Source organism: Streptomyces sp. NPDC033229 (assembly GCF_055576875.1).
Genome location: NZ_JBVIQR010000029.1, coordinates 44,961 through 57,462, shown reverse-complemented (window position 1 = coordinate 57,462; position 12,502 = coordinate 44,961). Strand labels below are relative to the sequence as shown.

At 70.9% G+C, this 12,502-nt stretch carries 9 protein-coding genes; 2 read left to right on the top strand and 7 right to left on the bottom strand.

Annotated features, from left to right (window positions below; translation table 11 throughout):
* Window positions 1-130: 130 nt before the first annotated feature.
* The 3 genes from ACZ53N_RS24375 to pgsA are packed head-to-tail and all read right to left on the bottom strand — an operon-like array spanning window position 131 to window position 2,873.
* The gene (locus ACZ53N_RS24375; RefSeq protein ID WP_469142919.1) at window positions 131-1,291 is read right to left on the bottom strand and encodes a glycosyltransferase family 4 protein; all 1,161 of its coding nucleotides are present in this window, start codon (window positions 1,289-1,291) and stop codon (window positions 131-133) included.
* On the bottom strand, window positions 1,288-2,217 hold the full coding sequence (locus ACZ53N_RS24370) for a phosphatidylinositol mannoside acyltransferase (protein ID WP_469142918.1): 930 nt from the start codon (window positions 2,215-2,217) through the stop codon (window positions 1,288-1,290). The genes ACZ53N_RS24375 and ACZ53N_RS24370 overlap by 4 nt, the downstream gene beginning before the upstream one ends.
* Window positions 2,214-2,873 carry a phosphatidylinositol phosphate synthase gene (gene pgsA / locus ACZ53N_RS24365; RefSeq protein WP_165451502.1) on the bottom strand — a complete coding sequence of 220 codons (660 nt, stop codon included), beginning with the start codon at window positions 2,871-2,873 and terminating at the stop codon, window positions 2,214-2,216. The genes ACZ53N_RS24370 and pgsA overlap by 4 nt, the downstream gene beginning before the upstream one ends.
* 613 nt (window positions 2,874-3,486) lie before the next feature.
* On the opposite strand from pgsA, the gene ACZ53N_RS24360 reads away from it, so the two are divergent.
* Both ACZ53N_RS24360 and ACZ53N_RS24355 read left to right on the top strand, forming a co-directional pair.
* Entirely contained in the window at window positions 3,487-5,694 is a 2,208-nt protein-coding gene (locus tag ACZ53N_RS24360; protein WP_469142917.1) for an elongation factor G-like protein EF-G2, read from the top strand.
* Between the two features lie 167 nt (window positions 5,695-5,861).
* On the top strand, window positions 5,862-7,511 hold the full coding sequence (locus tag ACZ53N_RS24355) for a hypothetical protein (protein ID WP_469142916.1): 1,650 nt from the start codon (window positions 5,862-5,864) through the stop codon (window positions 7,509-7,511).
* Window positions 7,512-7,606: 95 nt separating this feature from the next.
* On the opposite strand, the gene ACZ53N_RS24350 is transcribed toward ACZ53N_RS24355, so the two are convergent.
* The 4 genes from ACZ53N_RS24350 to thrS all read right to left on the bottom strand — a co-directional run bounded on the left by ACZ53N_RS24350 (window position 7,607) and on the right by thrS (window position 12,329).
* On the bottom strand, window positions 7,607-8,812 hold the full coding sequence (locus ACZ53N_RS24350) for a YVTN family beta-propeller repeat protein (protein ID WP_469142915.1): 1,206 nt from the start codon (window positions 8,810-8,812) through the stop codon (window positions 7,607-7,609).
* Window positions 8,809-9,624, bottom strand: coding sequence for a polysaccharide deacetylase family protein (locus ACZ53N_RS24345; RefSeq protein WP_469142914.1), 816 nt, complete (start codon window positions 9,622-9,624; stop codon window positions 8,809-8,811). Before ACZ53N_RS24345 ends, ACZ53N_RS24350 begins: the two co-directional genes overlap by 4 nt.
* An 88-nt stretch (window positions 9,625-9,712) precedes the next feature.
* Window positions 9,713-10,273, bottom strand: a complete 561-nt coding sequence (locus tag ACZ53N_RS24340) for an HIT family protein (protein WP_469142913.1) — start codon at window positions 10,271-10,273, stop codon at window positions 9,713-9,715.
* 79 nt (window positions 10,274-10,352) lie between these two features.
* Window positions 10,353-12,329, bottom strand: coding sequence for a threonine--tRNA ligase (thrS, locus tag ACZ53N_RS24335; protein WP_469142912.1), 1,977 nt, complete (start codon window positions 12,327-12,329; stop codon window positions 10,353-10,355).
* Window positions 12,330-12,502 lie beyond the last annotated feature (173 nt).

The following is a 12,502-nucleotide window of genomic DNA, read 5'->3' as shown; positions in this document are numbered from 1 at the left end:
TACCGGGGTTTTCTTGGGGGGTTTGGGGTCCCCTTTGGGGGGGGGGGGTCTCTTGGGGCTCTTCCCCAAAGCCGGGGGGGGGTGGGGTGGGTCCCCCCCCCCCCCCCCCCCCCACCCCGCCGGACAGGCCCTAATCCCGTGCCAGGCCGAAGCGGGCGCGGAGGCTGACGCGTTCGTCGGTGGCCACCGAGGCCGCGCCCGCTGTCACCGTCTCGTAGACGGCCAGGATGTCCGCCCCGACCCGGGACCAGTCGAAGCGGAGCACGTGCTTGCTGCCCCGTTCGCTCAGGCCGGTGCGGTGCGCGGGGTCGGCGAGGAGGCGCAGGGCCGCCGCGGCGAGCGCGTCGGCGTCCTCGTTCGCGAACAGCTCGCCCGCCGAGCCCTGGTCGAGGACCTGGGCGAAGGCGTCCAGGTCGCTGGCCAGGACGGGCGCGCCCGCCGACATCGCCTCGACCAGGATGATGCCGAAGGACTCGCCGCCCGTGTTGGGCGCCACGTACAGGTCGACGCTGCGCAGCAGCCGCGCCTTGTCCTCGTCGCTGACCATGCCGAGGAACTCCACGCGTTCGCGCATCCGGGCGGGCAGGTTCGCGACGGCCTCCTCCTCGTCGCCGCGCCCGGCGACCAGCAGCCTCGTGTCAGGGCGTTCCGCGAGGATCTTCGGCAGGGCGCGCATCAGGACGGGCAGGCCCTTGCGGGGCTCGTCGATGCGGCCGATGAAGCCGATCGTCTGTCCCTGCCACTCCGGCTTGGGCTCGGCGCGGGCGAAGAAGTCCACGTCGACGCCGTTGGGGATGACCACCGCGTCGCCGCCGAGATGCTCGACGAGCGTCCGGCGCGCGTACTCGCTCACCGCGATCCGCGCGCTGATCTTCTCCAGCGCGGGCTGCAGGATCGGATACGCGGCGATCATGGCGCGGGAGCGCGGGTTGGAGGTGTGGAAGGTCGCCACGATCGGCCCCTGCGCGGCCCAGCAGGCCAGCAGGCCCAGCGACGGCGAGGTCGGCTCGTGGATGTGGATGACGTCGAAGTCTCCGTCGTGCAGCCAGCGGCGCACCCGCGCGGCGGAGAGGAAACCGAAGTTGAGCCGCGCCACCGAGCCGTTGTACGGCACGGGCACCGCCCGGCCCGCCGAGACGACGAACGGCGGCAGCGGCGTCTCGTCGTCCGCCGGGGCCAGTACCGACACCTCGTGGCCCAGCCGGATGAGGTGCTCGGCGAGGTCCCGGATGTGGAACTGGACGCCACCGGGCACGTCCCACGCGTACGGGCAGACGATCCCGATCCTCAACGTTTCCCCGTTCCGGAGCTCTGGTCGGCGCGACCGGTCCGCGGCTCGAGATCAGCGAGCCACAGCCGTTGGAGCATGTGCCAGTCCTGCGGGTGCTCCGCGATGCCGGAGGCGAAGGCGTCGGCCATGCCCTGCGTCATGGCCGCGGCCTTCTCGGCCCGGGTGCCCGTGGCGGGCACCTCGATCGGCGCGTGGATCCGCCCCCGCATGACCGGCGAACGGTCGTACCAGAGGGTGACCGGCATCAGCGGCGCGCCGGTCTGCACCGCGAGCATCGCGGGTCCGGCGGGCATCTTCGTCGCCTCGCCGAAGAAGGTGACCTCTATGCCGGAGGACGACAGATCACGGTCGGCCACCAGGCAGACCAGGCCGCCCGAGCGCAGCCGCCGGGCGAGCGTTCCGAAGGCGCTGCCGCCGGCGTGCGGCAGGACCTCCATGCCGAGCCCCTCGCGGTAGGCCACGAACCGGTCGTAGAGCGTCTCCGGCTTGAGCCGCTCGGCGACCGTGGTGAAGGGCACCCCGAGCTTGGTGGTCACCCAGGCGCCGGCGAGGTCGTAGTTGCCCATGTGGGGCAGGACGATGACGGCGCCGCGCCCGGCCGCCAGGGCCTCTTCCAGGTGGTGCAGGCCCTCGGGCGTGAAGCCGTCACGGATGCGGCTCCTGCTCCAGGCCGGCAGCCGGAAGGACTCTATCCAGTAGCGGGTGTACGAGCGCATGCCCGCCCGGGACAGCCGGGCGAGCTCCGCCGGGCCCGCGTCCGGGACCACCCGGGCGAGATTTGCCTCCAGACGCCGCACGCCCGCGCCGCGCCGCTTCCAGACGGTGTCCGCGATCCGCCGGCCCAGCCGCACGGCGACCGGCTCGGGAAGCTTCTTGACCGTGGCCCAGCCGAGCCCGTACAGCCCGTCGGCCAGCTTCTCCTTCACCCGGTCTCGCCCCCGCCGGCCGGCACCGCGTCGGCCTCGGCGGCCTCGCGGCGCACGGTCACCACCCGCTGGATCATGGTCACCAGGCTGCCGACGGCCACGATCCACAGGGCGATGGGCAGCAGCTTGTCGATGTGCGGGACGCCGAACTTGTGCAGTCCGGAGAAGCCGCAGGCCACCAGGGAGATCACGAGCCGCTCGGCGCGCTCGACCAGGCCGTTGACATTGACCGGCAGTCCGATGCTCTCGCCGCGTGCCTTGGTGTACGAGACCACCTGGCCGCTGGCGAGGCAGAAGATCGTCACCGCGCACAGGGTGAGGCTGTCGCCCCGCCCGGCGTACCAGAGCGCGAGCCCGCCGAAGATCGCCGCGTCGGCGACCCGGTCGAGGGTGGAGTCGAGGAAGGCGCCCCACCGGCTGGAGCGGCCGAGCTGGCGGGCCATGTTGCCGTCGACCAGGTCCGAGAAGACGAACAGCGTGATCACGACCGTGCCCCAGAAGAACTCACCCTGGGGGTAGAAGACCAGCGCGCCCGCCATCACACCGCCGGTACCGATGAGGGTCACCGCGTCGGGGCTGACGCCCAGGCGGATGAGCAGGGCGGCGAACGGCGTGAGAACACGCGTGAAGAACGCACGCGCGTACTTGTTCAGCATGGCCTTCCCGAAGGGTCGTGTCGGGCCGGGTGGTCGGAAGGCCACCGGCTGGCCCATCGTAGCCAGGCGCCCGGGGCCCGCCGCGCACGCGTCACTCGTGGGGCCCAAGGCGCAGGTCACACCCGTACGGCGGCGAACGGCCAGCCGTCTTCGCGCCGCCTGGGCCAACGGGCCCGGGCCGACGGCCGATCGCGGGCGGCCCGATGGCGGCCCCGCGGCCCCTGGGCCCCCGGCCCGGCCGTCGTCCCGTGGACCGCAGCATGCGGAAGATCACGTGCCGCTCCCCCGTCCGCCGAGCCCGGAAAGCAGCCGGAAAGCAGGCCGGAACCAGTCGTCCCACGGCGGGTCGCGTCGAACGGCCTCGCCGTCGCCCGGCGAGCGACCGCGCCCGCGCCCGCCCCCGCCCGCCCGGGTGTGCCGGCCGGGCCGAAACGCCCAGGTCCACGCCTCCGCCGGGGCCGCCGCACCGGCCGGGGAGACCGCAGCCGTCCCCTCGCGCCGGTCCGGCCGCGCGCCCGGCCGACTGTGGCGGCCCCGTGTTCGACGTATGGACGCAGCGTGACCACGGTGGAAAGCTCGAAGGACCGCAGGTGTCGACCGGGAGGCGAGACACATGGGCGAGAAGACGAGCACACACCCAGGGGCCGCGGGCAGGGCAGCGTCGGCCGACCGGCCCAGCCGCATCAGGAACGTGGTGCTGGTCGGCCACAGCGGGTCCGGGAAGACGACGCTGGTGGAGGCCCTGGCCCTGGCCACCGGCGCGGTCAACCGCGCGGGCCGGGTCGAGGACGGCGCGGCCCTCTCCGACTACGACGAGATGGAACACCGCCAGCAGCGCTCCGTACAGCTGTCCCTGATCCCCGTCGAATGGGCCGGGATCAAGATCAACCTCTTGGACGCGCCCGGCTATGCCGACTTCGTCGGCGAGCTGAGGGCCGGTCTGCGCGCCGCGGACGCGGCCCTCTTCGTCGTCTCGGCGGCCGAGGGCACCGAAGGCATCGCCGGCGCGACCCGCACGGTGTGGGAGGAGTGCGCGGCGGTCGGCATGCCCCGCGCGATCGTGGTGACCCACCTGGAAGCGGCCCGCGCGGACTTCGAGGAGATGACCCGCACCTGTCGCGACGCCTTCGGCGGCGACTCCCCCGACTCCGTACTGCCGCTGTACCTGCCGCTGCGCGGCGCCGAGGGCCCCGACGGGCACCACCCCGTGATCGGCCTCATCGGCCTGCTCTCCCAGCGGATCTTCGACTACTCCTCGGGGACCCGGACGGACACCGCGCCCGCCCCCGACCAACTGCCGCTGATCGAGGAGGCCCGCAACAAGCTCATCGAGGGGATCATCGCCGAGAGCGAGGACGAAACCCTCATGGACCGCTATCTCACCGGCGAGGACATCGACATCAAGACCCTCGTCGAGGACCTGGAGCGGGCCGTCGCGCGCGGCACCTTCCACCCGGTCCTCGCCGCCGCCCCCGCCGCCGAGGGCGCCAAGGCGGGCCTCGGCACCATCGAACTGCTGGAGCTGATCACCGGCGCCTTCCCCACCCCGCCCGAACGCCGGACCCCCGCCGTCACCACTCCCGGGGGCGCCCCGCGCCCGCCCCTGGAGTGCGACCCGGCCGGCCCCCTCGCCGCAGAGGTGATCAAAACCTCCTCGGACCCGTACGTCGGCCGGATCTCCCTGGTCCGCGTCTTCTCCGGCACCCTGCGCCCCGACGAGACGGTGCATGTCTCCGGCCACGGGCTGGAGGACCGGGGACACGAGAGCCACGACGTCGACGAACGCGTCGGCGCCCTCTCCTCGCCCTTCGGCAAACACCAGCGGCCGCTCAACCAGGCCATCGCCGGGGACATCGCCTGCGTCGCCAAACTCACCCGCGCCGAGACCGGCGACACCCTCTCCGCCAAAGGCGCCCCGCTCCTGATGGAGCCCTGGGAGATGCCCGACCCCCTGCTGCCCGTCGCCATCTCGGCCCACAGCAAGGCCGACGAGGACAAGCTCTCCCAGGGCCTGGCCCGCCTGGTCGCCGAAGACCCCACCATGCGCCTGGAACACAACCCGCACACCCACCAGGTCGTCCTGTGGTGCCTCGGCGAAGCCCATCGGGACGTGGCCCTGGAGCGGCTGCGCACCCGCTACGGCGTACGCGTCGACGCCGTGCCGTACAAGGTGTCCCTGCGCGAGACCTTCGGCTCCAAGGCCACCGGGCGCGGCCGGCACGTCAAACAGTCGGGCGGCCACGGCCAGTACGCCATCTGCGAGATCGAGGTCGAACCGCTGCCCGGCGGCTCCGGCATCGAATTCGTCGACAAGGTCGTCGGAGGCGCGGTGCCACGCCAGTTCATCCCCTCGGTGGAGAAGGGCGTCCGCGCCCAGGCGGCCCGCGGCGTCGCCGCCGGCCACCCCCTGGTCGACGTCCGGATCACCCTCCTCGACGGCAAGGCCCACTCGGTGGACTCCTCCGACGCCGCCTTCCAGACCGCGGGCGCCCTCGCCCTGCGCGAAGCCGCCGCCGAAGCCCGCATCCACCTCCTCGAACCCGTCGCCGAGGTACGGGTCCTGGTCTCCGACGACTACGTCGGCCCGGTGATGAGCGACCTCTCCGGCCGCCGCGGCCGCGTCATCGGAACCGAGCAGTCCGGAGACGGCCGCACCCTCGTACGGGCCGAGGTCCCGGAGATCGAGATCGACCGCTACGCGGTGGACCTGCGCTCCCTCTCGCACGGCACCGGACGCTTCAGCCGCTCCTACGCCCGGCACGAACCCATGCCGGCGAATGTGGCGGACCGTGTTCGCGAACAGGCGGAGAACAGCGCATAGTTCACAAGCCGCCCGCCCCAACTGGCCGGAGGCGGGCGGCTTTCCGATCTCCCACGACAGGCGGCACCCCACCCGTTACGCTGAGCACGCGGCCCCATAACGTAGACAACCGGGCCGTAGTCGGGAGCACGTCGCAGCATCGGGAATGCGCGGCATTGGGGGCAACAGTGGCAGCAGGGGACCCGTTCGACTTCAGTCCGGGCGCACAGATCCCCCTCTCGGGGGCCGCCGGACAGACCGCGGCGACGCAGGCCCTGGCCTCCGCCGCCTACCGTGACGACGCCGTCGAGGAACTGCTCAAGGCCAACTCCGACTGGGCCACCTCCGAGGTCAAGAAACCCCGCATCGCCCTCTTCGAACCCAACCTGGGCGAAGCCTTCTCCCGCGCCGTGCAGCAGCGGATGCTCGGCGGGAAACCCCTCATCCAGTCCTTCGGCCTCGAACCCCGGCCCGTCGTCGAGCACTGCCTCGCCGCCAACCGCATCCGCAAGCAGCGCGACGCCAGACTGACCCTCATCATGGCCGTCTGCGGGCTGCTCTTCCTGCCCGGCGTGCTGCTCTGGCTCGGCGTCTTCCAACTCCGCCGCGTGCTCGCCGGAGCGCAGAACAAGCGCGCCGGGGCCCTCAGCACCCTCCTGCTGACCGCCCTCGGCATCATCGCCGTCGTCCTCCTGGTCAAGCTGCCCGTCCACGGCTTCTGGGGCCTCTACATCCGGGCCATGGTCATCGCCCCCGTCATCGGCGGTCTCTGGGCCAAGCGCGTCTGCGAGCGCACCGCCAAGGACCTGCGCAGCGCCTGGACCGGGCTGCTCAGCGGCGGCGGCGTCGCCGCGAAGATCCCCGAAGCCGTCCCCCAGAGCCCCGGCGAGACCGCCGCCGAGCGACTGCGCCAGAGCCTGGAGCGGCTCAGTGCCGAACAGCGGAGCAACATCGTCTTCTACGCCGGCCCCAAGGGCATACTCGGCATGGGCACCCGCTGGGGCAGCTGGCAGCTCGCCGAAGAGCTCGTCCCCCTCGACCCGGACAAGGAAATCAACCCCTTCCGCAGCTGGGACGTCATCCGCGCCATCCATGACCAGCTGCGTCTCCTCGAGCGCAGCCCCGTCCACACCGGCGGCTTCACCCCGCCCTTCGTCGAGCACTGGGTGGTCTCCCCCATCGGCGAGGGCGCGACCGCCGTCTCCCGGCCCGAAGGGACCGAAGGCGCCTTCCAGATACGCGGCGCGGAGCTCCAGAAGATCTGCAACGAGCAGCAGTTCGGCAGCGGCGACCGCCACTACCTGGGCGTCCAGTTCGTCCTCTGGGACGGCCAGCTGGTCATCACCCTGCTCATCACCGTCACCGTCCTGCACAAGACGCTGCGCATCGAGGTCACCGGTCACGCCCTCGGCCCCACCCACTCCGTGTTCAACAGCAAGCCCAAGAACCGCACCAAGACCTTCAAAAAGGGCCTCAAGTTCTGGGAGACCCGGACCGTGACCCTGCCCGTCGTCGCCCCCCGCGAGGTCGTGCGGCTCGCCGCCCGCGCCCCCCTCACCTGGTATCCGCCACTGCTGGAGTACTGGGGCGGCAAGCTCGTCCTCCCCGAGCCCTTCGGCCTCCGCCACGCCTGGGCCGACAAGCCCTGGCGGCACCGCTTCATGGCCGACGACGCGCTGCGCGCCGCCACCCCCGTCCTGCGCGTGGTCCACGAGGCCGCCCTGCGCGTATTGAAGGAGAACGGCGTGGACACCGAGCACTTCGGCAAGCGCGCCGGCTCGCTCAGCGTCGCGATCCAGGATGTGAAGCCCACTCAGGCGGACGTCTACAACGCCTGATCCACGCCGCCCCTCGACACAGGGCAAGGCCCCGGGACCCGACCGGCCCCGGGGCCTGACCATGCGTCAGGAGCCCTGCACGCCCCCGGAAATTCTCAGCGGAAGATGCCCGTGTGGCCCAGCGAATAGCGGCCCGGCTGAGGATAGAAGGCGAGCCCGTGCGGCCCGGCACCCACCGGGATCCGGGCGATCTGGTGCCCGTCCCGGGTGTCGATCACATACACCTCGGAGTCATAGCGGCCCGACAGCCACAGCTCCTTGCCGTCCGCCGACACCCCGCCCATGTCCGGGCTGCCGCCGTCCGGCAGCTCCCACTTCTTCACCAGCTTGCGGCTCGGCAGGTCCAGCACCGACACCGAGCCCTCACCCCGGTTGGAGATGTACATCGACTTCGAGTCCCGGCTCACATAGAGCCCGTGCGCACCCTTGCCCGTCGGCATCAGCCAGGGCTTGGTGAACTTGTCGCCGTTCAGCACCCAGACACCGTCGGCCATCATGTCGGCGATGTACCAGGTCTTGCCGTCCGACGAGATCTTCACGTCCTGCGGCATCGCCCCCTTGAACGGCAGCTTCTGCTGACCGATGACCTTCATCTTCGCCGTGTCGACCTTGATCAGCTCCCCGGAGAACTCACACGAGACGATGAAGTACCTCCCGTCCGGCGAGAAGTCCGCGTGATTGACCCCCGCACACGTCACCGGCTCCGTGCGCTTGCGTTCCATCGTGTGCGCGTCACGGAAGACCAGCTCCCGGTCCATCGACGCCATCACCACCGCGTACTTGCCGTCCGGCGTGAAGTACAGGTTGTAGGGATCATGGACCTCGACGGTCTCCCCCACCTTGCCGGTGGCCGGATCGATGGGCGTAAGGGTGTGCCCGCGGTTGTTGTTGACCCACAGCGTCTTCAGGTCCCAGGACGGCACCACGTGCTGCGGCTGCACACCGACCGGGATCGTCTCGATGACCTTGTACGTCTTCGGGTCGATGACACTGACCGTGTTGGACTCGGTATTGGGCACGTACACCCGGGACGGGAAGTTCTTCACCACGGGAGACAGGGCGTTCGGCCGGTCGGCCGCGTACAGGTCGTTCGGGTCGAGCACGGGGGGCATGCCGGGCAGCCCCGGCGGCGCGGCCGCCTTCTGATGGTGCGCACCCCGGTGCGCGCCCTGGTCCGCCGCCTCGTTCGAGGCTGTGCCACCACAGCCGGCGGCCAGCAGCGCACAGGAGGCCGCCAACAGCGCGGCCCGGCGGACCCCCCGCGGACGGGGGCGGGAACGGTCGTGCGAGAGGAGGATCATCGGGTCAGCAGCTCCGTAGTCGTCACCGCGCGCAGACCGCGGCGGTGCAAGCCGTCGAGGATCGCGGGCAGCGCGGCGACCGTGCCGGCGTGCCCGAAGTGCAGACTCACGACCGACCCGGGCCGCACCGCGTCCAACACGGTACGCCGGACCGCCTCCGCGCCCGGGTCGGTGAAGTCCAGGGAGTCCACGTCGTACGACAGGACGTGCGGATATCCGGCCTCGCGTGCGAGCCGGGCCACCTGATCGGTGGCGTACTGCGTGCGCGACGGCCGGAACCAGCGGCCGATCCCGCCCGTGAGCGCCCGCAACCGCTCGGCGCACTCCTGGATCTCGGCGGCGGCCGCCGCGGCGCTCATCGTGGAGATGTCCAGATGACGCATGGTGTGGTTGCCCAGCTCGTGCCCGCCGTCGAGCACCCGGCGCGCCATCCGCGGCTGCGCGTCCAGCCAGTCGCCGACGGCCAGCACGGTCAGCCGCGCCCCGGCCCGTTCGGCCGCCGCCAGCATGTCCGTGGCCGTCCTCGGATCGCCCTGGCCGTGGAAGGTGAGCGCCACCGCGTCGCCGGTGCGTGGACCGTGCTCGATCTGGGCGGGAAGCCCGGCGGGCAGCGGGGGCAGCACGGGTGGCCTGGGTGCGTCGGGCTCCTTGGGCGCCCCGGCCGGCGTCGACGCCGCCGGGCCCCTGGCCACCGCGCCACCGTCGGCGGCCTCGTCGCGCCCCGCGCAGCCCGCGGCGGCCGCCCCCGCGGCCCCGGCGAGGGCGCCGCTCGCGGCCGCGCGCAGCACCGTGCGGCGGTGAAGGAAGGTCACCGCACCATTAGAGCTTCTTTGTAAATAATTGGTGCGATTTACCGGTTTCGGGCGAGGCGTGTCCTCGCCTTACGGGTGTACGACGAGGTCAGACGGTCGGCCAGACGTCGGCGAGCATCTTCCGCGTGTCGGCGAGCAGTTGAGGCAGCACCTTGGTGTGACCGATGACGGGCAGGAAATTGGTGTCCCCGCCCCAGCGCGGCACGATGTGCTGGTGCAGGTGAGCGGCGATGCCGGCGCCGGCCACACTGCCCTGGTTCATGCCGATGTTGAACCCGTGCGCCCCGGAGGCGGCCCGCAGGGCGGCCATGGCCCGCTTGGTGAACGCCGCGAGCTCCAGGGTCTCGGCGTCGTCGAGCTCGGTGTAATCGGCGATGTGCCGGAAGGGGACGACCATGAGGTGCCCGCCGTTGTACGGATAGAGGTTGAGCACCGCGTACACGCGCTCACCCCGGGCGATGATCAGCCCGTCCTCGTCGCTCTTCTCGGGAATCGAGCAGAACGGACAGCCGTCGTCGGCACCGGGGCCGGTCGGCTTGTTCTCACCCTGGATGTACGCCATCCGGTGGGGCGTCCACAGGCGCTGGAACGCGTCCGGCGTCCCGACTCCGATCTGCTGTTCCGGCTCAGTCGTCATGTTGAGCAGCATATTCCCCGGGCGGGCGGAGATGCGCCGAGGGGCGGCCCGTATGGGCCGCCCCTCTTGTCCCCGCGTGCGCGGGAACGCGTCACACCTGGACGCGGCGCTCCACGACATCGACGAGCTTCGCGATCGCCTCGTCACGGGCGACGCCGTTCTCCTGCGAACCGTCGCGGTAGCGGAAGGACACCGTGCCCGCGGCCATGTCCTCGTCGCCGACGATGATCATGAACGGCACCTTGCTCTTCTGGGCGTTCCTGATCTTCTTCTGCATCCGGTCCGACGAAGCGTCGACCTCGACCCGCAGACCCTTCTTCTTCGCCTCGGCGGCGAAGTCCTGCAGGTACTCGACGTGCCCGTCACCGATCGGGATACCGACAGCCTGCACCGGGGCCAGCCACGCCGGGAACGCACCCGCGTAGTGCTCCAGCAGAACGGCGAAGAACCTTTCGATGCTGCCGAACAGTGCACGGTGGATCATGACCGGGCGCTGCTTGGTGCCGTCGGCACCGGTGTACTCGAGGTCGAAACGCTCGGGCAGGTTGAAGTCCAGCTGGATCGTGCTCATCTGCCACGTACGGCCGATGGCGTCCCGCGCCTGTACCGAGATCTTCGGGCCGTAGAAGGCGGCGCCGCCCGGGTCCATGACGAGCTCCAGACCCTGCTTCTCCGCGACCTTGCGCAGGGTCTCGGTGGCCTCGGTCCAGTTCTCGTCGCTGCCGACGAACTTCGCCGGGTCCTTGGTGGACAGCTCCAGGTAGAAGTCGGTCAGACCGTAGTCGCGGAGCAGGTCCAGGACGAAGGTCAGCGTGGTGTCGAGCTCGTCCGCCATCTGCTCGCGGGTGCAGTAGATGTGCGCGTCGTCCTGCGTGAAGCCACGGGCACGGGTCAGGCCGTGGACCACACCCGACTTCTCGTACCGGTACACGGTCCCGAATTCAAACAGCCTCAACGGCAGCTCACGGTACGAACGCCCGCGCGCGTCGAAGATCAGGTTGTGCATCGGGCAGTTCATGGGCTTGAGGTAGTAGTCCGTGCCCTCGTCGAGCTGCATGGGCGGGTACATTCCGTCGGCGTACCAGTCCAGGTGGCCGGACTTCTCGAAGAGCTTGCCCTTGGTCGCGTGCGGCGTGTAGACGAACTCGTAGCCGCTCTCCTCGTGACGTCGGCGCGAGTAGTCCTCCATCACCCGGCGGATGATGCCGCCCTTGGGGTGGAAGACCGCCAGACCCGAACCGATCTCCTCGGGGATGGAGAAGAGGTCCAGCTCAGAACCCAAGCGACGGTGGTCGCGCTTCTCGGCCTCGGCGAGGAACTCCAGGTGCGCCTTCAGCTCGTCCTTCGTCGGCCACGCGGTGCCGTAGATGCGCTGCAGCATCGGATTCTTCTCGCTGCCGCGCCAGTACGCCGCCGCGTTGCGCATGAGCTTGAAGGCAGGGATGAACCGGGTGGTCGGCAGGTGCGGGCCGCGGCAGAGGTCGCTCCAGCAGGTCTCGCCGGTCTTCGGGTCCAGGTTGTCGTAGATGGTGAGCTCGCCGGCGCCCACCTCGACGTCCGCGCCGTCCTCGTGCGAGGCGGAGCCCTTGAGGCCGATCAGCTCCAGCTTGTAGGGCTCGGCGGCGAGCTCCTCGCGGGCGGCCTCGTCGGTCACCACACGGCGGGAGAACTTCTGGCCCCGCTTCTGGATCTCCTGCATTTTCTTCTCGATGGCCTTGAGGTCATCGGGGTGGAAGGGCTTCTCGACGTCGAAGTCGTAGTAGAAGCCGTCCTTGACCGGCGGGCCGATGCCCAGCTTGGCCTCGGGGAAGAGCTCCTGCACGGCCTGGGCCATGACGTGGGCCGTCGAGTGGCGCAGGATGTTGAGGCCGTCCTCGGAGGAGATCTCGACGGGCTCGACCTCGTCGCCGTCGGCGACCGCGTACGCGAGGTCCTTCAGCTCGCCCGCGACGCGGGCGGCGACGATGGTGCGCTCTCCGGCGAACAGGTCGGCGGCCGTAGTGCCCGTCGTCACCACACGCTCGTCCCGCTCGGAATCGCGTTGGATGATCACACGGACGTCTGACACCGGTCTCTCCTGACTCACGGGGCGCGACAGCGAACGCTGCGCGTGTGAATCGTACCGAGCCGGGCACCCTGGTCGCGAAACGGTTTGCGCTGCGCGCACGCTCACCCGGTCCGGGTGCCGGTCGCTCCGCGGGCGTGGCCCGCTGCGCGGCGGTGTCCTCAATCGCCGGACGG

Coding starts and splice junctions, on each gene's coding strand:
- ACZ53N_RS24350 (WP_469142915.1), bottom strand. CDS start 8,812: ATGATCCTCCTCTCGCACGACCGTTCCCGCCCCCGTCCGCGGGGGGTC.
- ACZ53N_RS24360 (WP_469142917.1), top strand. CDS start 3,487: ATGGGCGAGAAGACGAGCACACACCCAGGGGCCGCGGGCAGGGCAGCG.
- ACZ53N_RS24340 (WP_469142913.1), bottom strand. CDS start 10,273: ATGCTGCTCAACATGACGACTGAGCCGGAACAGCAGATCGGAGTCGGG.
- pgsA (WP_165451502.1), bottom strand. CDS start 2,873: ATGCTGAACAAGTACGCGCGTGCGTTCTTCACGCGTGTTCTCACGCCG.